The organism is Microbulbifer pacificus (assembly GCF_033723955.1).
In the GTDB taxonomy this organism is placed as follows: Bacteria; Pseudomonadota; Gammaproteobacteria; order Pseudomonadales; family Cellvibrionaceae; genus Microbulbifer; species Microbulbifer pacificus.
Genome location: NZ_CP137555.1, coordinates 515323 through 536129 on the forward strand (window position 1 = coordinate 515323; position 20807 = coordinate 536129).

Below are 20807 nucleotides of genomic sequence, written 5' to 3' on the forward strand. Positions count from 1 at the left end.
GCTGCAGAGGACGCGAACTTTAGCACCGGTTTTTAGGCAAATCAACAACTTAGGACTGACTTTTTCATATTGCCACTGGCGGCGCACCGCGAGGTGAAGTGAGGGCGCTGGCACGGTGCTTGCTAATTGAAACCAGAGCAACAATAAATGGATACACGGATGACAGAGATCCAGCCCCCCTCCCCCGGGCAGTACGATGAGACGCTTACCGGCGAACACCCAAGAGAGCACTACCAGGCCTACGTAGACTGGCTGCGAGCAACCCCAAGCCTCACCCTGGAACAGAAGCGCAACGAAGCCGACACCCTGTTTCGCCGCTTCGGCATCACCTTCAATGTGTATGGCGAGGAAGAAGGCACCGAACGCCTGATTCCCTTCGACCTTATCCCCCGCATCATCCCCGCCACGGAATGGCAATATCTGGAACTCGGATTGCGCCAGCGGGTTGCCGCCCTCAACCGCTTCCTGCACGACATCTATCACGACCAGGACATCCTTAATGCCGGCATCATCCCGGCAGAACAGGTGCTCACCAACCAGCAATTCCAGGTGGCGATGCTGGGTGTGGACCTGCCCGGGGAGACCTATGCCCACATCACCGGTGTCGATCTAATTCGCGCAAGCGATGGCGAGTACTACGTACTGGAGGACAACCTGCGCACCCCCTCCGGCGTGTCGTACATGCTCGAAAACCGCAAAATGATGATGCGCCTGTTTCCGGAGCTCTTTCTGGCCCAAAGTGTGGCTCCGGTTGAGCACTACCCCAACCTGCTCCTCGACACCCTGCAGTGCGCGAGCGAGGCGGACAGCCCCTGCGTGGTGGTGGTGACACCGGGGCGCTACAACAGCGCGTTTTTCGAGCACGCCTTCCTTGCGCAGCAGATGGGCGTACCCCTGGTGGAAGGTGCCGACCTGTTCGTGCGCAATGGCTGCGTGTTCATGCGCACCACGGCAGGCCCGCGCCGGGTACATGTCATCTACCGGCGAATCGATGATGCGTTCCTCGACCCGCTGGCATTCAACCCCGACTCCATGCTCGGCGTGCCCGGACTGCTCTCCGCCTATCGCGACGGCAACGTGGTGATCACCAATGCTCTCGGCACCGGGGTGGCGGACGACAAATCCATTTACCCGTATGTGCCGGACATGATCCGCTTTTATCTGGACGAAACGCCAATCCTGAACAACGTCCCCACCTGGCAGTGCCGCAAGCAGGAGGACCTGGATTACGTACTGGAAAACCTCGATCAACTGGTGGTCAAGGAAGTCCACGGCGCCGGCGGTTACGGGATGCTGATCGGCCCCAAGGCCAGCGGCGACGAAATCGAGCGGTTCCGGCAGCTGCTGCGTAACAACCCCGCCAACTACATCGCGCAACCCACCCTGTGCCTTTCCACCTGCCCCACCATGGTGGAAGAAGGCATTGCGCCCCGGCATATCGACCTGCGCCCATTTGTACTGACCGGGCGCGAGGTCAGGATCGTGCCCGGCGGCCTCACCCGAGTAGCCCTGCGCAAGGGCTCACTGGTGGTCAACTCATCCCAGGGCGGGGGCACCAAGGACACCTGGGTTCTGGAGGGAAGCGCATGCTGAGTCGTACCGCGAGCAACATTTACTGGATGGCGCGCAGCCTGGAGCGAGCGGAAAACATCACCCGCCTGCTGGACGTCACTCACAACATGGCATTGATGCCAAATTCAAAGGGTGGGCAACAGGAATTACTGGCGCCGCTGACAATCACCGGCCGCCTGGACCAGTTTCGCGAACGCCACCAACAGGTGAGCGCCGAAGCCCTGCTGGATTTCTTCCTGTTTGATGAGCAGAACGACGGCTCAATCTTCAGCTGTATTCAGCAGGCGCGCGCCAATGCCCACAGCGTGCGCGATCGACTGTCCTCCGAGGCGTGGGAAAGCATTAACGCAACCTGGCTCGAACTGCGCCATCGGCGCCAGCGAGGCATCCACCACGAAGGCGTGAAGGGACTGCTCGACTGGATCAAGCAGCGCTCACATGAATTTCGCGGTGCCGCTTACGGCACCATGCTGCACAACCTGGCATTCCACTTCATGCGCCTGGGGACTTTCATCGAACGCGCCGACAACACGGCGCGTATCCTCAGTGCCAAACTCGAAGCCATGGCCAACCAGCACGACAGTAACCAGGCCATCGATTTTTACCAGTGGAACTCCCTGCTCCAGAGCCTTGGTGCCTACGAGGCCTATCACTACAGCTATACCGGCGGTCTTTCGGTGCGCAATGTCACCGAGCTGCTGATTCTCTCCGCCGAGCTGCCTCGTTCGCTGCGCTATTGCGTAGGTTCCATCATGCAGCTGCTGGTGGTCATCAACGGCGACCAGGGGCTCGCGGCCAAACGCCTGTGCGCAGAACTACAGGCCCGCCTGGAATACGGGGAGGTAGATTTCATTCTCGAATTCGGCCTGCACAAATACCTCAAGGATCTGCTGCGGCGCATCCACACCATCGGCGATGAAATTCACCTCAGTTACTGGGAGGGCGCATGAAACTCAGCATCGATCACGTAACGGATTTTTCCTATGACACCGAGGTGGCCCACAGCATCCAGTACCTGCGACTGACACCCCGCCAATTGCCCGGCCAAAAGGTTCTGCAGTGGCAACTCGACACCCCCGGATCGGTGCAGGCGACCACCGACGCCTACGGCAACAAACTCCACGTCTGTACCGTCGACCAGCCGCACCGCGGCATCACTATTCGCGCGCGCGGCACTGCGGAAATCAGTGAAACCGAAATACCAGAAACCGAAAACCGGGTGCCACCACAGGTATTCCTGCGAACATCTGAACTCACGGAAATGAGCGAGTCCATGCGCGAATTTACCCGCGGTTTCAGTACCGAGAAAGGCCAGCCGGAACGCCATCAGTTGATCGAACTGATGACCGCGCTGCTGGAACGCATCCCCTATCGCCCCGGGATCACCCATGTACAGAGCAGTGCCGCCGATGCCTTCGCCCAGGGTTTCGGCGTGTGCCAGGACCACAGCCATATTTTTATTGCCTGCTGCCGCTGGCTGGGAATCCCGGCGCGCTACGTCAGCGGTTATCTGCACGCGGGAGACGACCAGCACATTGCCAGCCACGCCTGGGCCGAAGCCTGGGTAAACGACGCCTGGTACAGTTTTGATATCAGCAACGGTCTCGCCACCAACAATCGCCACCTCAAGCTGGCGCACGGCATCGACTATCTGGACGCCTCACCAGTTAGAGGGGTTCGCTGGGGCGGTGGTAACGAGTCCATGCGCGCCTATGCGCTGGTGGACCAAATTGACCGACGCCAGTCGGAAGAGCAGGCCCAGCAGTAGCGGGCCGCGTCATGACAAGCTCCGAACGCCGTGCTATGTTGCATTCGCACATTATGTGAACAGGAATTCCATGACGTACTGCATTGCCATGCGGCTGAAAGGTGGGCTGATCTTTGCCGCAGATACACGCACCAATGCCGGTGTCGACCAGATTGCCAGCTTCCGCAAAATGCATCTGTTTCAGCAGCCAGGAAAATGCAGCTTCGCCCTGCTGACCTCCGGCAACCTGGCCACCTCCCAGAGCCTTGTCAGCCGCCTGAAAATTCAGGCCACAGACGACAAACAGGCCAGCCTATTAACCGCACACAGCATGTTTCAGGCAGCGGAAATTATCGGCGAGCAGGTCAAATCCATTATTGCCGCAAACGCCAAGGGCCAGCAGCACGCCGGTGTGGATTTTGGGTGCCACGTTCTGTTCGGCGGCCAGATCCAAGGAGAGGCACCGAGCCTGTTCCATATTTATCCGGAAGGCAATTTTATTGAGAGCACCGAAGACACGCCCTATCTGCAGATCGGCGAAAGCAAATACGGAAAGCCGATCCTGGATCGCATCATTCGCCATGACACCGGTCTCGAGCAGGCCATGAAGTGCGCGCTAATTTCTTTCGACTCCACCATGCACTCCAACCTCTCGGTGGGCATGCCGCTGGACACAGCGATTTATCGCAACAATACACTGGAACTGTCCATTGAGCGGATCGCGGAAGGCGACGACTACTTCAACCGGCTGCGCCGGGCATGGAGCAGCGGCATCAAGCAGTTGTTTGATGGCATGCCGTAACGCGGGAAATACCTTTGACGGACAGACATCTACAGTACAGAGTGCGCCCACGCCGGAACCACCGCCAAACGTGAAACAACCGAACCAGACAAGTTAGATGTCGCCAGGCTCCTTGAGCCTGGAAATCTCGTCACGCAATTTGGCCGCTGCTTCGAATTCTAGGTTCTTGGCGTGGTTATACATCTGCTCTTCCAGCTCTTCGATTCGGGCCCAGCGCTGCTGTTCGGTGAGCGGTTTCTGGTCGGCCTTGTAGGTACCACCTTTCTCAGCCACCTTGCGACGCCCGCGAGCAGGCACACCGGGTGCGATCGCCCCCTCCAAGATATCCGCAACGCTTTTGCGAATCCCCTTCGGGGTGATCCCGTGCTCGGCGTTGTGCTGTAACTGCTTTTCGCGACGGCGCTCGGTTTCATCCAAGGCCCGCTGCATCGAGTCGGTGATGCGGTCTGCATACAGAATTGCCCTGCCCTCCAGATTACGCGCAGCGCGACCGATGGTCTGGATCAGTGAGCGATCGGAGCGCAGGAAACCCTCCTTGTCCGCATCGAAAATCGCCACCAGGGATACTTCCGGCATATCCAAACCTTCCCGCAGCAGGTTGATTCCCACCAGTACATCGAATTCGCCAATACGCAGATCACGGATGATCTCGACCCGCTCCACCGTGTCGATATCCGAGTGCAGATAACGCACCCGCACATTGTTGTCCTGGAGATACTCGGTCAGGTCTTCCGCCATGCGCTTGGTCAACACGGTGATCAGCACACGCTGGTCAGCGGCAACGCAACGATGGATTTCCGACAGGGTGTCATCCACCTGGGTAGCGGCGGGACGCACCTCCACCACCGGGTCCACAAGCCCCGTGGGGCGGACCACCTGCTCCACCACAGCGCCGGCATGCTCGCCCTCGTACTTGCCCGGTGTGGCCGAGACAAAAATGGTCTGCGGGGAGAGCTGCTCCCACTCTTCGAATTTCAGCGGGCGGTTATCCAGCGCCGATGGTAACCGGAAGCCGTACTCCACCAGCGTCTCCTTGCGCGAACGGTCGCCTCGGTACATACCGCCGATCTGCGGCACAGTGACGTGACTCTCATCGATAAACAACAGGGAATCGTGCGGCAGATAGTCGAACAGCGTGGGCGGCGGCTGCCCGGCGTCGCGACCGGACAGATAGCGAGAGTAGTTCTCCACACCGTTGCAGTATCCAAGTTCCTGCATCATTTCCAGGTCGTAACGGGTGCGCTGCTCCAGGCGCTGCGCTTCCAGCAGCTTGTTGTTTTCACGCAACTGTTCCAGGCGGTCCTTCAGCTCCTCCTTGATCCGATCTATCGCTTCGAGAATCGTCTCGCGCGGCGTCACATAGTGGGACTTGGGAAAGATGGTGATGCGCGGCACTTTCTGCAGCACCTCACCGGTCAAGGGGTCGAACAGGGTGATTTCTTCGATTTCCTCATCGAAAAGTGACAGGCGTACCGCTTCCAGGTCAGAATCTGCCGGGTAGATATCGATGATATCGCCGCGCACGCGATAGGTGGCGCGACGAAAGTCGGCGTCATTGCGGGTGTACTGTAACTCTGCGAGACGGCGCAGAATGGTTCGCTGGTCAACGATATCGCCCCGATCCAGGTGAAGCACCATTTTCAGGTACTTGTCCGGGTCACCCAAGCCGTAGATGGCAGAAACGGTGGCGACGACAATCACATCCTTGCGCTCAATCAATGCCTTGGTGGCGGACAGGCGCATTTGCTCGATGTGCTCGTTAACGGAAGCGTCCTTCTCGATAAAAGTATCGGACGAAGGCACATAGGCCTCAGGCTGATAGTAGTCGTAATAGGACACGAAATACTCCACCGCATTGCGCGGGAAGAAATCCCGCAACTCCCCGTAGAGCTGTGCCGCCAGCGTTTTGTTGTGCGCCATCACGATGGCAGGCCGCTGCAACCGCTCGATGACGTTCGCCATTGTGAACGTTTTCCCTGAGCCGGTCACACCCAGCAGTGTCTGATGCGCCAGACCATCATTGATGCCTTCTACCAGCGCCTCGATAGCCGCCGGCTGATCGCCGGCGGGCGCATACTTACTGGCAACCTGAAACGGTCTGGATTCCATAGTATTCACCTAAACTGTCCATGCCCGGAGCGGGCATATGCAAGCGGGAAATTGTAGGCGCTATGCCCCGGGTGGGACAAACCAGGCAGAACCGCGCCCCACCGAGCAGAATATAATCACTGTAAAATCAATGAGTTATTTTTGAATAAAGAGGGTTGACCTGCCCTGAGGTGCTCTATAAGATACGCGCCATCTGAACGAGACCTTAAATCGAGACCGATCAGACACTATTCCGCCTTAGCTCAGTTGGTAGAGCAAATGACTGTTAATCATTGGGTCGCTGGTTCGAGCCCAGCAGGCGGAGCCAAACAAAGAAACCTCGCAGCCGGTAACAACTGCGAGGTTTTTCTTTAGAGCGGATGAAAGGCCGTTCAACCATACAGTTCCGCCTTAGCTCAGTTGGTAGAGCAAATGACTGTTAATCATTGGGTCGCTGGTTCGAGCCCAGCAGGCGGAGCCAAATAAAGAAACCCCGCACCTGAAAAGGTCGCGGGGTTTTTCTTTTCTACCCTGGAAAAATTCACCTTCTACGCCAAAAGCCCCGCGAGACCCTCAGGGCTTTGCCAACACCACCTCGACGCAAATTAAACCTCAGGTATTTCCCCGGTAATACGCTGCGTATTTCCCAGAGTTACCACCGGCAAGCGCTTAACCTCCGCACGCGCAGCAGGTAGCGGCAAACCACTAACCTCTTCTTCCAAAGCCTGGGCCCATACCGTATCAATCAACTGCTGCTTGGGCGCATAGTCTTTTACTGACTCAACCAGCAAACGGTGAACGGTGAACGGCCTCGACGTCCTGACGGGCGCTAGCCTCTTTCAGCTCGCCAAGGAACATCTGCAGTTGTTCACTGGCGAGACGCTCCTCTTCCGCACGCATAATCGAGAAATAAGAAAACTATATAACTCTAACCACCTCTGATCGCCCATCACATATAGATAAATTGCCACCGTTAGAACAATTTCGGCCCAGATGCAAAATCGGGCCCTACTCACAAAAAGACAGCGCCCTGAGGCGCCGTCTTGGTATTTCTGTTACAACTGAATTCGACTCTTGTTCTTCTCCAGTGTTGCAACACCGATTCCTTTTACCTCGAGCAACTGCTCGATGCTTGAGAATTTCCCGTTCTGATCCCGGTATTGAACGATAAGCTCCGCTTTTGCAGGCCCTACTCCTTCAAGCGCCGCAGACAACTCTTCGGCTGTTGCAGTATTCAGGTTAACCAGTATCTGCTCCTGTACAACAGGCTCTTCAGCACTCGCTTGCTGGACATTAACCAGCATCAGAGAAATCGCGAAAAGTGCTGCCAGCGGGATACGGAAAAATTTCATGGTAAATTCCTTTTAGTCTGTTTATTGGTCGTCATTCCATGGGACCACATACCTCCCCAAGCGGAAGTGACTTTACCAACAAATTTCTCGCATTTTGACCCTTTGGCGATTACACGCCATTACACGTGATTACAGCCGGGCACTAAATGGGACCTTGGTACAACCAACAGCCCCACTTGCCGATCCATCAAACCTCGCTGTTGCGGATATCCTCGACAATCGCCTGCAGTGCGGCAGCGGGATTTTCTGCACCGGTGATCGGACGTCCAATTACCAGATAGTCGGAGCCATTTTTCAGAGCATCTACCGGCGTTACGATTCTGCGCTGATCATCCGCAGCGGAACCCGCAGGACGGATACCCGGGGTAACCAGGGAGAACGCACTGCCACAAGTTTGCTTGAGGGATTCCGCTTCCTGCGCCGAACAAACCACGCCGTCGAGCCCGCTGCTTTTGGCCAGCTGAGCCAACGCGACCACCTGCTCTTTCAGCGGCCGGATTACACCAACCGGTGCCAGCTCGTCTTCCGCAGTACTGGTCAACACCGTGACACCAATCAGCAGAGGGCGCTTTGCGCCCAGAGGCGCCAGTGCACCCGCGGCGGCACGCATCATCCGCTCTCCGCCACTGGCGTGGACATTGACCATCCACACGCCCAGGCTGGCAGCCGCCCGCACCGCCGCGGCAACGGTATTGGGAATATCGTGAAATTTCAGATCGAGGAATACATCAAAGCCCTTCCCCACCAATTCCCGCACCAGATCCGGCCCGGCGATAGTGAACAACTCCTTGCCCACCTTCACACGGCAAATCGCCGGGTCCAATTGTGCGGCCATCGCTAGCGCGGCTTCCGCATTGTCATAATCCAGCGCCACGATTACTGGGGATGCAACAGAATCAGTCAATGAACACCTCTATCTTCAAAATGGATTTGCGGCGAGCACAGCCGCGCGGGCGCTACTCGCCCTCGATACCTTTTACCGAGCGCACACTGCCCCAGTGTTTGCAGCTCGGGCACAGCCAATGCAACTGGTTACCGGAAAAGCCACAGTTATTGCAGCGGTAGTGGGGGCGACTGGCGATAAGCTGGTCAATCAGATTTTTGAGCAGGAACAGGTTTTCCTGCGAGCGCCCCTCGGTACCGTCAATATGCAGATTAAGGAAATAGCCAAGCCCCCGCAGTGATGGGCGCAGGGCCAGCTGCTTGCCCATAAAAGCCGCGGCCTCCGCTTCACTTCGCGCTTGGTGAATACGTTCGGTGAGCGCAATCAGCACACTGTTCGAGGGATGCTCCTTGAGCAGCACCTCCAGATACTGAACCAATCCCTGCTCATCGCCCACGGCGTCATAGCAGGTAATCAACAGGTCGAGAATTTCAGGAATATAGTCCGGGTTCTGCTTTGGCACCCTCTCGAGCACCTTGATGGCCTCTTGCGGGCGCCCAAGCAGATACTCAAGCCGCCCCAACAGCAGGTTGGCACGCACCGAGTGCCGATCGTAGCCGAGCGCCGCATCAATGTGCTTGCGCGCACTCAGGTAATCCTTGCTATTAATCGCCTCTTCCGCCAGTTCACAGCAGAAGTGCGCCTGTACCGGTGCCCACTCTCCCGGCAAACGTTTGAAGCGACGTCCGTGCAGCAGGTTTACTGCGTGGATCGCCTTGGCCCATTCGCGCTCATCCCGGTAAACCTCAACCAGATATTCGAGACTGGTATTGCGCAGCTCCGAAGAAGTTTCCACCAGCTCCTGCAGTAGCCGCTCCGCCCTGTCGAGCCAGCCCGCGGCAATGTAATCCCGCGCGAGTTCCAGCTGTGCTTTCTGTTGGCTGATCCGGTTAAGACTGGGACGCGCCAGCAGATTCTGGTGCACGCGAATGGCCTGGTCGTGCTCACCGCGCTTACGCAGCAGGTTACCGAGGGCTAGATGGGTTTCAAAGGTGGCGCTACTCACTTCAAGCGCATCAATGAATTTTTCGATTGCGTCGTTGTGACGCTCACTCAGCAGATAATTGAGCCCCTGCGCATAGGATTGCGCCAGAGCATGGTGCTGATTGTTTTTTGCACCTTTCTTTTTGCCACTCTTGCGACCGAGATACCACCCGATGGCGATGGACGCAAAAATGAAGATGAAAAACGTCAGGTCGCTCAACTCATTCTCCGGCAACCTGGCGGCGCACCGTCTGCAACTCGCGCTCAGTGCGCAACAATTGGCGCTCCAAGCCTTTTACCCGGCGCCTTTCGGTCCAGTAGGGTAACAGGCTGGCGAGAAACCCCAGCAAGGCACCAATCAGCAGAAATCCGATCAACCAGAATCCGACACTGCCCGCAAACAGCGGGTAGCCGGCAAATCGCGGGGTGATACTTTCAGGATTATCGACCGCGAAATACACGCCCAAAGCTATACAGGCCAGGGCGAGCACCCCGAACAGCAGACGCGATATCCAGCGCAGAAATGACAAGAGAACCTCCGGCTCCCGAGGGAGTGAAAAACGATAAGTCCGTTACAGTGTTAGCCCACTGCAATCAGCTCGGCAATCACGCACTTTCAAGCGCATCGTGGCTCAGCTGCTGATTGACCCTGTCCCTGAGTTCTTTCCCCGGTTTGAAGTGTGGTACGTATTTACCTGCCAGTTCGACCGAGTCACCGGTTTTGGGGTTGCGCCCGGTTCTCGGCGCCCGATAGTGCAGGGAAAAACTGCCGAATCCGCGGATTTCGATCCGCTCCCCTTCAGCCAGGACACCCGACATGGTGTCCAACATGACTTTAACCGCCAGCTCTACATCCTTCACCGGCAGCTGATCCAACCTCAGAGCAATCTTCTCGATCAGTTCAGACTTGGTCATGCTGTCCGCAATCCTTTCTAAGTCATTGATTATTCTGGAATAGCGGCAATCATCTAATAGAAAGCCGGACTGGGCAACCCCAGTCCGGCTTCCGGATAGCTTCAGCTCATGGAGCTGGAGCCTTGAATAGCAAGGACCTATTAGTCTTTGTTATTCATTTGCGCCTTGATCAGGTCACCGATAGTAGCCGGCTGAACCTGTTCAGCCTGCTTCTTGCTGTGATCCTTGATCGCTTGCTTCTCGTCGTCCTGATCTTTGGCCTTGATGGAGAGGCTGATCACGCGGTTCTTGCGATCCACACTGGTGATCTTGGTCTCTACTTCATCGCCTTCTTTCAGGGCGTTACGGGCGTCTTCAACCTTGTCGCGGCTGATTTCGGAAGCGCGCAGAACACCTTCCACTTCGCCGGCCAGGGTGATGATCGCCTGCTTGGCGTCAACTTCTTTCACGGTACCCATTACGATGCTGCCGCGATCGTTGGTGGCAACGTAATCAGAGAACGGATCGGATTCCAGCTGCTTGATACCCAGGGAGATACGCTCGCGGTCGGAGTCGATACCCAGGATAACGGTTTCCAGCTCGTCACCTTTCTTGAACTTGCGCACGGCTTCTTCGCCAGCTTCGTTCCAGGAGATGTCGGACAGGTGAACCAGACCGTCGATACTGCCGTCCAGACCGATGAAGATACCGAAGTCGGTGATGGACTTGATCTTACCGGAGATCTTGTCGCCCTTGGCAAACTTACGCGCGAACGCGTCCCAGGGGTTTTCCTGGCACTGCTTGATACCCAGGGAGATACGACGACGCTCTTCGTCGATATCCAGGATCATTACCTCGACCTCGTCGCCAACATTGACAACTTTGGACGGGTGAATGTTCTTGTTGGTCCAATCCATTTCGGAAACGTGTACCAGACCTTCCACACCTTCTTCCAGCTCGGCGAAGCAGCCGTAGTCGGTCAGATTGGTTACAACCGCCTTCACGCGGCTGTTTTCCGGGTAACGCTGCTTGATGGATACCCACGGATCTTCGCCCAGTTGCTTCAGACCCAGGGATACACGGCTGCGATCGCGGTCGAACTTCAGAACCTTGACTTCGATCTCGTCGCCAACGTTCACGATCTCGCTCGGGTGCTTGATACGCTTCCAGGCCATGTCGGTGATGTGCAGCAGGCCGTCGATACCGCCGAGATCTACGAACGCGCCGTAGTCGGTCAGGTTCTTCACGATACCCTTAACTGCCATACCTTCTTGCAGGCTGGCCAGCAGAGCTTCGCGCTCTTCGCTGTTGGCTGCTTCCATCACGGCGCGACGGGAAACAACAACGTTGTTGCGCTTGGCGTCCAGCTTGATGACTTTGAAGTCGAGCTCTTTGCCTTCCAGGTGCGCGGTATCGCGAACCGGACGAACGTCTACCAGAGAACCCGGCAGGAACGCGCGGATGTTGGCAACGTCAACAGTAAAGCCGCCTTTAACCTTGCCGCTGATAACACCTTTAACCACTTCGTCTGCAGCGTGTGCAGCGTCGAGGATTTTCCAGGCTTCAGCGCGCTTGGCTTTTTCACGGGACAGACGGGTTTCACCGAAACCATCTTCAACCGCTTCCAGGGCAACCTGTACTTCGTCGCCCACCTGCAGCAGCAGTTCGCCTTTTTCGTTCTTGAACTGTTCCGCAGGAATAACGCCTTCAGACTTCAGGCCCGCGTGTACGGTAACCCAGTCTTTGTCCACGTCGATTACAACACCGGTAACAATCGCACCCGGTGCCATTTCGACGCTTTTCAGGCTCTCTTCAAATAGTTCAGCAAAGCTCTCGCTCATTACATTACCTATATATATGGGCTCTACCGATGACAACTGTTAAGTTTAGTCAGCCGCCAGTAGGAACCCCACCGCGCTGCCAGTACGCGGGTCGGATGACAACGGCGGCCGGGCAATTCTGGCTGATCCCGGCCACTGCTGTTAAAAATCTGTTTGTAGGAACCGGTTTCAAAATAAGCATCAACCGATGCGCTGATGAACCAATTCAAGCACTTTTTGCAGAACACCGTTTATGTCGATGCTCGTGCTGTCCAGCACCAGGGCGTCTTCCGCCGGTGCCAGCGGGGAGGCTGCGCGATTCATATCCCGGTCGTCCCGGGCGCGGATGTCCTCCAGCAGGTCGCGGAGGCTAACAGAAACCCCCCTACCCTGCAACTGATCGTAGCGCCGCCGGGCGCGCTCTTCCGCACTGGCGGTAAGGAAAATCTTGACCGGCGCGTCGGGGAAGACCGTGGTGCCCATATCACGGCCATCCGCCACCAGGCCCGGCAATGCGCGAAAGTCCCGCTGACGCTGCAACAGGGCATCCCGCACCGCAGGAATGGCAGCCACTTTTGAGGCCGCCATGCTCACCCGCTCCATACGAATATCGCGACTGACATCTTTACCGCCCAACAGCGCACTCACTTCATTGTTCGCAACGGCAAACTGGATATCCAGGTTGCCGGCGATATCCGCGAGCCGGGCCTCATCCGCAAGGTCCACGTCTGCGTTCAATGCCGCCAGCGCGGTCAGGCGGTAGAGCGCGCCGGAATCCAGTAACGCAAACCCGAGCTTATCCGCCAACAGCTTGGCAATGGTGCCCTTGCCAGAACCGCTCGGTCCGTCGATGGTGATTACAGGCGCTTTTGTGATCGCTTCAGTCATAACTAATTTGGTACTGCTTTAGTTTGCTTTTTGCCGGTACAGGATGAAGGTGCGCTCAGCGCATCCTTGAGTTTTCCAGAGGTGCGCTCAGCGCACCTCCAGATCCATTCCCGCACCCTGCGCCAGCTCGGCAAAGTTGGGGAAAGACGTGGCCACATTGGCGCAGTGCAAGATACGGATGTCCGCACTCGCGCGCAACGCCGCTACCGCAAACGACATGGCAATCCGGTGATCACCGAGACTGTCCACCTCGCCACCGCCGAATACCGCGACTTCACCGTTGCCGCCCTTACCCTGAATCACAATGCCATCCGGCGTAGGCTCGGCATTGATACCGAGAATCTTGAGCCCGTCCGCCATGGCCTGGATGCGATCACTTTCCTTCACCCGCAGCTCTTCCGCGCCGGTAAGTACGGTTTCCCCTTCCGCACAGGAGGCGGCGACAAAAATTGCCGGGAACTCGTCGATGGCGAGCGGCACCTGATCTTCCGGGATCTGGATACCCTTGAGCGGCGCGTAGCGCACGCGAATATCCGCCACCGGCTCACCGCCCACCTCGCGGCGATTCTCAAGGGTAATGTCCGCGCCCATGGCCCGCAGGATGTTTATTGCCCCATCGCGGGTGGGGTTGATACCCACATGCCGCAGCAGCACATCGGATCCCGGAGCGATGGAGGCCGCCACCATAAAGAAGGTGGCAGATGAGATATCTGCAGGCACATCAATATGACAGGCGGTCAGCTTGCCGCCGCCACGCACACTGGCGCGGGGACCATCGCGGTTAACGTCATAGCCGAACCCGGCCAGCATACGCTCGGTGTGGTCGCGGGTGGGCGCAGGCTCGGTGGTACGCGTATCACCTTCTGCATAGAGACCCGCCAGCAGCACACAGGATTTCACCTGGGCGCTGGCCATGGGCAGGGTGTAATCAATAGCCCTCAGGGACTGGCCGCCATTGATCTTCACCGGCGGACGACCGTCCTCTGCGGTCTCCACCGCAGCCCCCATCTCCCGCAGTGGATTGGCCACGCGATTCATCGGGCGCTTGGACAGGGATTCATCACCGGTCAACACAGAGTCAAATGCCTGCCCCGCCAGCAGGCCCGCAAGCAGTCGCATGGAGGTTCCGGAATTGCCCACATACAGCGGCCCGGGTGGCGCCTGCAATCCGTGCATACCCACGCCGTGAATGGTGACACGACCATTGACCGGCCCCTCGATCACCACACCCATATCGCGGAAAGCCTGCAGGGTCGCCAGTGCGTCCTCCCCCTCAAGAAATCCCTCTACCTCGGTGACACCTTCAGCCAGAGAGCCCAGCATGATGGAGCGGTGCGACATGGACTTGTCGCCCGGCACCCGCAGATCGCCGTTCACTGCGCCGCCCGGACGGGCGACAAACGTTACTTCCTTCGCTTCCATAATTTCCGTGTACGCTTTTTTGGCCAGCATTTTGGTGAAGTGATCCCGCGCCGCCTTGGCCCGGGTAAAAACCCCCATCAGGTGTTCGCTGTCGCCGCTGGCAATGGCACTGCGCAGGGATTCCAGATTGGAGGTGTATAGGTCGATAGCTTTGAGAATCGCATCCCGGTTGGCGAGCATGATGTCCCGCCACATCACCGGGTCGCTGGAGGCAATACGGGTAAAATCGCGAAAGCCACCGGCGGCATAGCGGAAAATATTCTCGTTTTCCGCGTCGTGGGCCAGGGTATCCACCAGCCCGAAGGCAATCACATGGGGAAGGTGGCTGGTGGCCGCAAGCACATCATCGTGCTCCACCACCGGCATGGTCAGCACTTCCGCACCGACTGCTTCCCACATGGTGTGAATCCGCTGCACATGCACCGCAGCAGTGTTTTCCAGCGGCGTCAGAATGATGCGATGGGCAATGTAGAGGTCATCGCGCGCGGCGGTTACACCACTCTGCTCCGAACCGGCGATCGGGTGGCCCGGCACCAGGAAATCCGGCACCTGCCCCCAGACATTTTTTGCCGCCGCAACCACACTGCCCTTGACGCTGGCACCGTCGGTAACGGTCACCCCGGCGGGCAAAGAATCCTTCAACTGCGTGAATACCGCTTCCACGGCAAGCGTCGGCACCGCGACAAAAATTACATCACCCACCTCCAGCTCCGGCAGGATTTCACCGAGATCGGTAACCGCGCGATCCACCACGCCAAGCGCAACCGCCTGCTCGCAGGTCTGTGCCCGGCGCGCCACGCCGATAACCTCGCGGCAACCGCTGGCAGCCTTCAGCCCCAGCGCAAGACTGCCGCCGATCAGGCCAATGCCGACCACCACCAGGCGGCCGACATCGACCCCAAAGGCTTCCTGCCCATTGCGCTCGCCTGCCACCGCCATTTACAGCACTCCGCGGGGGTAGGAGCCCAGCACTTTCATATCTGAAGCGCAGGCGCCTACCTCTTTCAGTGCCGCTGCCACATTTTCGCGCTCGCGGTGTCCGACGAAATCGATAAAGAACACATAGGTCCAGTTGCCACTCTGGGCCGGGCGTGTTTCCACCCGGGTCAGATCGATTTTGTGGTGCTGGAACGGTGCCAGTAAGTCGTGCAGCGCACCCGGCGCGTTGCGCATGGATACCATCAGCGACGTTTTATCGTCGCCACTGGGCGGTACCGCTTGCGAACCGATGATCAGAAAGCGGGTAGAGTTGTCAGGGCGATCTTCGATCTTCTCATTGAGGATCTTGAGACCGTACAGCTCCGCCGCCATATCGCCGGCGATGGCCGCCGCATTCCACTCACCCTTCACACGCCTGGCCGCCTCGGCATTACTCGCGACCGCGACTCGCTCCACATTGGGATAGTAGGAGTCCAACCACTTGCGGCACTGCGCCAGGCTCTGTGCATGGGAGTAGATGCGGGTAATGGATTCCTTGCGGGTGATGTCGGAAATCATCAGGTGCTGGTGAATCCGCAATTCCACTTCGCCGCAGATTTTCAGGTTGGACGTCATGAAATTGTCCAGAGTGTGGTTTACCACACCCTCGGTGGAATTCTCCACCGGCACCACGCCGTAGTTGACCGCACCCGCCTCCACTTCGCGGAACACCTCGTCGATAGCCGCCAGCGGCTTGGAAACCGCGGAATGCCCGAAGTGCTTAAGCGCCGCCTGCTGGGTAAAGGTACCTTCAGGCCCGAGGTAAGCCACCTTGATCGGCTCCTCGAGCGCCAGACAGGCAGACATGATCTCGCGAAACAGACGCGCCATCTCTTCATTGGTAAGTGGGCCGGGGTTGCGCTCCATTGCCCGGCGCAGCACCTGGGCTTCACGCTCGGGGCGGTAGTAGAGCGCATCTTCGCCATTGCTCTTTTTTACTTCCGCGACTTCCAGCGCGCAGTTGGCGCGCTCGGAAATCAGCCGCGCAATTTCGCTGTCGATAGTGTCGATGCGATTGCGCAGTTCGAGCAGGCGCTCGTCCTGCTTCGGCTTATTTTCAGACATAACTCTCGCCTAAATACTTAACTTGTCGTTAACGCTATATCAACCGTGACGCTGCTCGAAGTCAGCCATAAAGGCCACCAGAGCCTCCACCGCCTCCAGCGGAACCGCGTTGTACAGCGACGCGCGCATACCACCAACGGAACGGTGGCCTTTCAGGTTCAACAGCCCTGCCGCTTCCGACTCTTGCAAGAACAGCTTGTCCAGCTTGTCGTCCGCCAACACAAACGGCACATTCATGCGCGAGCGACTATCCTTCGCCACCGGACAGGAGAAAAATGCGCTACGGTCGAGGAAGCCGTACAGCAGACCGGACTTCTTCAGGCTGAGCTCTGCCATCGCGTCGACACCACCCTGAGCCTTGAGCCACTTGAACACCAGCCCGGAGAGATACCACGCAAACGTCGGCGGCGTGTTATCCATGGACTGGCCTTCCGCAGCGATCTTCCAGCTCAGGCTGCGCGGAATTTCCGGAAGCGCGCGATCCAGCAGGTCATCGCGCACGATTCCCACAGCAATGCCGGACGGGCCGATATTTTTCTGCGCACCCGCGTAGATAAAGCCAAATTTCTCCACCGGAATCGGCTGCGACAGGATGTTCGAAGACATGTCCGCAACCAGCGGGCTCTTCACCTCCGGAATATACGGAAACTCCACGCCACCGATGGTCTCATTGGGCGTGTAGTGGAAATAGGCCGCGTCCGCGCTTTCCTGCCAGCTATCTGCCGCAGGGGCGTAGGAGAAGTTGCGATCCTCCGCCGAAGCAACGATGTTGACTTCACCGTAACGCTCCGCTTCCTTGATGGCCTTTTCTGCCCACTGGCCAGTGTGGATGTAATCCGCCTTTCTGCTGTCGGCACCAAACAGGTTCCACGGAACCGCACTGAACTGGGCGGTAGCCCCGCCCTGCAGAAACAGCACTTTGTAGTTGTCGGGAATTTGCAGAAGGTCGCGCAGATCCTGCTCGGACTGCTCCGCCACCGCGACAAATTCCGGCGAGCGGTGGCTGACCTCCATCACCGAGCAACCGATACCCTGCCAGTCCAGCAACTCTTCCTGCGCCTGGCGCAACACCGGTTCCGGCAGCGCCGCAGGACCCGCACAGAAATTAAACTTCCTCATTGATTCCACTTCCCAGAAGAAAAACAGATCTGAAGGGCACCTCTAAAAATCGTCGCGAGCGGGTGGCTGGTGGCGGCCGCCGGAGCACAGGAAGCGCAGTGTATAGGTGATACATGAGCATTCCGAGCACCGCCGGACGTCGCCAGGCGCACGCGCAGTAGATTTTTAGAGGTGCCTCGAATTAAATCTTTGCCAATTCCGGCCATCACTAAACTGGCGATCACGGAATTTTCCCAGCTCGGTTACAGGGCTTTCGCCACCGCGCAGGTTCGGGCCGCCAAAGTCAAAAAAGGCCGCGAATCATCGCAGCCTTTCTCGGGGTTCACGGGGTGCAGCCATCACTCGTCGGCGGCGCCATCATCGACAGCACCACCCTCTTCGCTGCTGGCATCATCAGTTTCCTGAATCCGCGCCAGCCCCACCAGCTGCTCGCCCTCTTTCAGGCGAATTACCCGCACGCCCTGGGTGTTACGACCCAGCACGGAAACCTCATCCACCCGCGTGCGCACCATGGTGCCCTGGTCGGAAATCAACATGATTTCTTCACCCGGGTGTACCTGGCAGGCACCGATCAATGCACCATTGCGCTCGCTCTCAGCGATAGCAATAACACCCTGGGTACCACGCCCCTTGGTGGGGAAGTCCGCAGTGGCAGTGCGCTTGCCGTAACCGTTCTCGGTCACCATCATCACCGAGCCACCCTCTTCCGGAATCACCATGGCAATCACGGAGACACCATCCGCCATACGGATACCGCGCACACCGCGGGACACACGTCCCATGGAGCGCACATTTTCCTCGGCAAAACGGGCGGCCTTACCGGCACTGGTCAACAGCAGTACATCGCGGCTGCCATCGGTAATCGCGGTGGCCACGAGACGATCATCCTCATCCAGGTCAATCGCCCGCAGACCAACGCTGCGCGGACGCGAGAAGGACGTCAGCGGCGTTTTCTTCACCGTGCCGTTGGCGGTAGCGAAGAAGATAAAGTGGTTTTCATCGTATTCGGACACCGGCATCAGGCTGCTGATGCGCTCACCCTCTTCCAGCGGCAGCATGTTCACCATCGGGCGACCGCGAGACGCGCGACCGGCGGTCGGCACTTCGTAAACTTTCAGCCAGTACACCTTGCCGTGGTTGGAGAAGCACAGAATGGTGTCATGGGAGTTGGCGATCAGCAGGTGCTCAACGAAGTCTTCGTCTTTCACCTGGGTGGCCGACTTGCCCATGCCACCACGGCGCTGGGCCTGGTAGTCCGCCAGCGGCTGGCTCTTGGCGTAGCCGCCGTGGGAGATGGTCACCACCTTGTCTTCCGGGGTAATCAGGTCTTCTACCGACAGGTCCTGACGGGAAGCAACAATGTCGGTGCGGCGGGCATCGCCGTACTCTTTTTCCAGCAGTTCCAGCTCTTCGCGGATCACCTGCATCAGACGCTCGGGGCTGCCGAGAATCTCCAGGTATTCGGCGATCTGCTCCAGGCGCTCACTGTACTCCGCCAGCAGCTTGTCGTGTTCCATACCGGTGAGGCGGTGCAGGCGCAGCTCAAGGATTGCCTGGGCCTGAGCCGGGGACAGGTAGTAGGCACCATCGCGCATGCCAAATTCTTTCGGCAGCTCGTCCGGGCGACAGGCATCGGCACCGGCGCGTTCCAGGAACTGCTGCACGTCACCCACCGGCCAACCCTTGGCCAGCAGCGCTTCGCGGGCATCCGCCGGGGTGGCGGAGGCCTTGATCAGCTCGATCACCGGGTCGATATTGGCAATGGCGATCGCCAGACCTTCGAGGATGTGCCCGCGCTCGCGCGCCTTGCGCAGCAGATATACGGTGCGGCGGGTAACCACCTCCTGGCGGTGGCGAATGAAGTATTCCAGCAGCTCTTTCAGGTTCAGCAGTTTGGGCTGACCGTCGACCAGCGCCACCATATTGATACCGAACACGCTTTCCAGCTGGGTCTGGGAATAGAGGTTGTTCAACACCACATCCCCAAGCTCGCCGCGCTTGAGCTCGATCACCACACGCAGGCCGTCTTTGTCGGACTCGTCGCGCAGCTCGGAAATACCTTCGATCTTCTTCTCTTTTACCAGCTCGGCAATGCGCTCGATCAGGCGCGCCTTGTTCAGCTGGTAGGGAATCTCGTGAATGATGATGGTTTCACGACTGGTTTTTTCGTCGCGCACCACCTCTGCCTTGGCGCGCACGTAGATACGGCCGCGGCCGGTACGGTACGCCAGGAGAATGCCGGCACGGCCATTGATGGTGGCTCCGGTGGGAAAGTCCGGGCCCGGGATATATTCCATCAGGTCGTCGACAGTGAGTTCGCTGTTGTCGATCAGTGCCAGACAGCCGCGCACCACTTCGCTCAGGTTGTGCGGCGGAATATTGGTGGCCATACCCACCGCAATACCGGAGGAGCCATTCACCAGTAGGTTCGGCACCCGCGACGGCAGCACTTCCGGCATCTGCTCGGAACCGTCGTAGTTGTCGATGAAGTTGACGGTCTCTTTATCCAGGTCCGACAGCAGCTCGTGGGCGAGCTTGTCCATACGGATCTCGGTGTAACGCATCGCCGCTGCGCTGTCACCATCGATGGAACCGAAGTTACCCTGACCGTCTACCAGCATGTAGCGCAGGGAGAACGGCTGCGCCATACGCACGATGGTGTCATACACCGCACTGTCTCCGTGCGGGTGGTATTTACCGATCACGTCACCCACCACACGGGCTGACTTCTTGTAGGGTTTGTTCCAGTCGTTCTTGAGTTCGTTCATGGCGAAGAGCACCCGGCGGTGCACCGGCTTCAGACCGTCGCGCACATCCGGCAGCGCACGGCCCACAATCACGCTCATCGCATAGTCGAGGTAGGATTGCTTCAGCTCTTCTTCGATATTGATCGGAGAAATTTCTTTGGCTAATTCGCCCATATTTTCAGGCATTCCTTATCGTTAACGCCGCCCGCGGGGCAGGCCCCGGCTCCACCCACCGCCGCCACCCTCTCCGGGTAAACACAGCAACAGGCTGGGAAACTGGTGGGGCCAGCTGGTCACAGACCCCGATCAAGCGGGCGATTCTACCACAAGTGGCGCGCGGTAGGACGACTTGTAGAGACTTGTTCACGCTCGCCAGCGCCGCTAAA

The 20807-nt window shown here is 58.2% G+C and carries 16 protein-coding genes and 2 tRNA genes; 6 read left to right on the plus strand and 12 right to left on the minus strand.

Features of this window, described 5'->3' with window-relative positions:
* The first annotated feature begins 159 nt into the window (after positions 1-159).
* From R5R33_RS02240 to R5R33_RS02255, 4 genes are all read left to right on the plus strand, one after another.
* Positions 160-1593 carry a circularly permuted type 2 ATP-grasp protein gene (locus R5R33_RS02240; protein ID WP_318954441.1) on the plus strand — a complete coding sequence of 478 codons (1434 nt, stop codon included), beginning with the start codon at positions 160-162 and terminating at the stop codon, positions 1591-1593.
* Positions 1587-2522 carry an alpha-E domain-containing protein gene (locus R5R33_RS02245; protein ID WP_318954442.1) on the plus strand — a complete coding sequence of 312 codons (936 nt, stop codon included), beginning with the start codon at positions 1587-1589 and terminating at the stop codon, positions 2520-2522. Before R5R33_RS02240 ends, R5R33_RS02245 begins: the two co-directional genes overlap by 7 nt.
* Positions 2519-3340: a transglutaminase family protein gene (locus R5R33_RS02250; protein ID WP_318954443.1), complete on the plus strand. Its 822-nt coding sequence runs from the start codon at positions 2519-2521 to the stop codon at positions 3338-3340. The genes R5R33_RS02245 and R5R33_RS02250 overlap by 4 nt, the downstream gene beginning before the upstream one ends.
* A gap of 70 nt (positions 3341-3410) precedes the next feature.
* The gene (locus tag R5R33_RS02255; protein ID WP_318954444.1) at positions 3411-4121 is read left to right on the plus strand and encodes a peptidase; all 711 of its coding nucleotides are present in this window, start codon (positions 3411-3413) and stop codon (positions 4119-4121) included.
* A 93-nt stretch (positions 4122-4214) separates the two neighbouring features.
* On the opposite strand, the gene uvrB is transcribed toward R5R33_RS02255, so the two are convergent.
* Entirely contained in the window at positions 4215-6230 is a 2016-nt protein-coding gene (uvrB, locus tag R5R33_RS02260; RefSeq protein WP_318954445.1) for an excinuclease ABC subunit UvrB, read from the minus strand.
* Positions 6231-6461: 231 nt separating this feature from the next.
* On the opposite strand from uvrB, the gene R5R33_RS02265 reads away from it, so the two are divergent.
* Positions 6462-6537 (plus strand) — tRNA-Asn (locus tag R5R33_RS02265).
* Between the two features lie 77 nt (positions 6538-6614).
* Positions 6615-6690, plus strand: a tRNA-Asn gene (locus tag R5R33_RS02270).
* A 574-nt stretch (positions 6691-7264) separates the two neighbouring features.
* On the opposite strand, the gene R5R33_RS02275 is transcribed toward R5R33_RS02270, so the two are convergent.
* From R5R33_RS02275 to gyrA, 11 genes are all read right to left on the minus strand, one after another.
* On the minus strand, positions 7265-7561 hold the full coding sequence (locus R5R33_RS02275) for a ComEA family DNA-binding protein (RefSeq protein WP_318954446.1): 297 nt from the start codon (positions 7559-7561) through the stop codon (positions 7265-7267).
* A 187-nt stretch (positions 7562-7748) separates the two neighbouring features.
* The gene (pyrF, locus tag R5R33_RS02280) at positions 7749-8465 is read right to left on the minus strand and encodes an orotidine-5'-phosphate decarboxylase (RefSeq protein ID WP_318954447.1); all 717 of its coding nucleotides are present in this window, start codon (positions 8463-8465) and stop codon (positions 7749-7751) included.
* A gap of 52 nt (positions 8466-8517) precedes the next feature.
* Positions 8518-9708, minus strand: a complete 1191-nt coding sequence (gene lapB / locus R5R33_RS02285; protein ID WP_318954448.1) for a lipopolysaccharide assembly protein LapB — start codon at positions 9706-9708, stop codon at positions 8518-8520.
* A gap of 1 nt (position 9709) precedes the next feature.
* Positions 9710-10018 carry a lipopolysaccharide assembly protein LapA domain-containing protein gene (locus tag R5R33_RS02290; protein ID WP_246068517.1) on the minus strand — a complete coding sequence of 103 codons (309 nt, stop codon included), beginning with the start codon at positions 10016-10018 and terminating at the stop codon, positions 9710-9712.
* A 76-nt stretch (positions 10019-10094) separates the two neighbouring features.
* Positions 10095-10403, minus strand: a complete 309-nt coding sequence (gene ihfB, locus R5R33_RS02295; RefSeq protein ID WP_318954449.1) for an integration host factor subunit beta — start codon at positions 10401-10403, stop codon at positions 10095-10097.
* Between the two features lie 140 nt (positions 10404-10543).
* On the minus strand, positions 10544-12223 hold the full coding sequence (gene rpsA, locus R5R33_RS02300; protein WP_318954450.1) for a 30S ribosomal protein S1: 1680 nt from the start codon (positions 12221-12223) through the stop codon (positions 10544-10546).
* Positions 12224-12403: 180 nt separating this feature from the next.
* Positions 12404-13090, minus strand: coding sequence for a (d)CMP kinase (gene cmk / locus R5R33_RS02305; RefSeq protein WP_318954451.1), 687 nt, complete (start codon positions 13088-13090; stop codon positions 12404-12406).
* A gap of 87 nt (positions 13091-13177) precedes the next feature.
* Positions 13178-15451, minus strand: coding sequence for a bifunctional prephenate dehydrogenase/3-phosphoshikimate 1-carboxyvinyltransferase (locus R5R33_RS02310; protein WP_318954452.1), 2274 nt, complete (start codon positions 15449-15451; stop codon positions 13178-13180).
* Positions 15452-16555, minus strand: coding sequence for a prephenate dehydratase (pheA, locus tag R5R33_RS02315; RefSeq protein ID WP_318954453.1), 1104 nt, complete (start codon positions 16553-16555; stop codon positions 15452-15454).
* 39 nt (positions 16556-16594) lie between these two features.
* Entirely contained in the window at positions 16595-17674 is a 1080-nt protein-coding gene (gene serC, locus R5R33_RS02320; protein WP_318954454.1) for a 3-phosphoserine/phosphohydroxythreonine transaminase, read from the minus strand.
* A 338-nt stretch (positions 17675-18012) separates the two neighbouring features.
* Positions 18013-20595, minus strand: a complete 2583-nt coding sequence (gene gyrA / locus R5R33_RS02325; protein ID WP_318954455.1) for a DNA gyrase subunit A — start codon at positions 20593-20595, stop codon at positions 18013-18015.
* Between the last annotated feature and the right edge of the window lie 212 nt (positions 20596-20807).

Bases quoted from the DNA above. Each gene is read 5' to 3' on its own strand.
- R5R33_RS02240 (WP_318954441.1), top strand. From the start codon at position 160: ATGACAGAGATCCAGCCCCCCTCCCCCGGGCAGTACGATGAGACGCTT.
- R5R33_RS02245 (WP_318954442.1), top strand. From the start codon at position 1,587: ATGCTGAGTCGTACCGCGAGCAACATTTACTGGATGGCGCGCAGCCTG.
- R5R33_RS02250 (WP_318954443.1), top strand. From the start codon at position 2,519: ATGAAACTCAGCATCGATCACGTAACGGATTTTTCCTATGACACCGAG.
- R5R33_RS02255 (WP_318954444.1), top strand. From the start codon at position 3,411: ATGACGTACTGCATTGCCATGCGGCTGAAAGGTGGGCTGATCTTTGCC.
- uvrB (WP_318954445.1), bottom strand. From the start codon at position 6,230: ATGGAATCCAGACCGTTTCAGGTTGCCAGTAAGTATGCGCCCGCCGGC.
- R5R33_RS02275 (WP_318954446.1), bottom strand. From the start codon at position 7,561: ATGAAATTTTTCCGTATCCCGCTGGCAGCACTTTTCGCGATTTCTCTG.
- ihfB (WP_318954449.1), bottom strand. From the start codon at position 10,403: ATGACCAAGTCTGAACTGATCGAGAAGATTGCTCTGAGGTTGGATCAG.
- rpsA (WP_318954450.1), bottom strand. From the start codon at position 12,223: ATGAGCGAGAGCTTTGCTGAACTATTTGAAGAGAGCCTGAAAAGCGTC.
- cmk (WP_318954451.1), bottom strand. From the start codon at position 13,090: ATGACTGAAGCGATCACAAAAGCGCCTGTAATCACCATCGACGGACCG.
- R5R33_RS02310 (WP_318954452.1), bottom strand. From the start codon at position 15,451: ATGGCGGTGGCAGGCGAGCGCAATGGGCAGGAAGCCTTTGGGGTCGAT.
- pheA (WP_318954453.1), bottom strand. From the start codon at position 16,555: ATGTCTGAAAATAAGCCGAAGCAGGACGAGCGCCTGCTCGAACTGCGC.
- serC (WP_318954454.1), bottom strand. From the start codon at position 17,674: ATGAGGAAGTTTAATTTCTGTGCGGGTCCTGCGGCGCTGCCGGAACCG.
- gyrA (WP_318954455.1), bottom strand. From the start codon at position 20,595: ATGGGCGAATTAGCCAAAGAAATTTCTCCGATCAATATCGAAGAAGAG.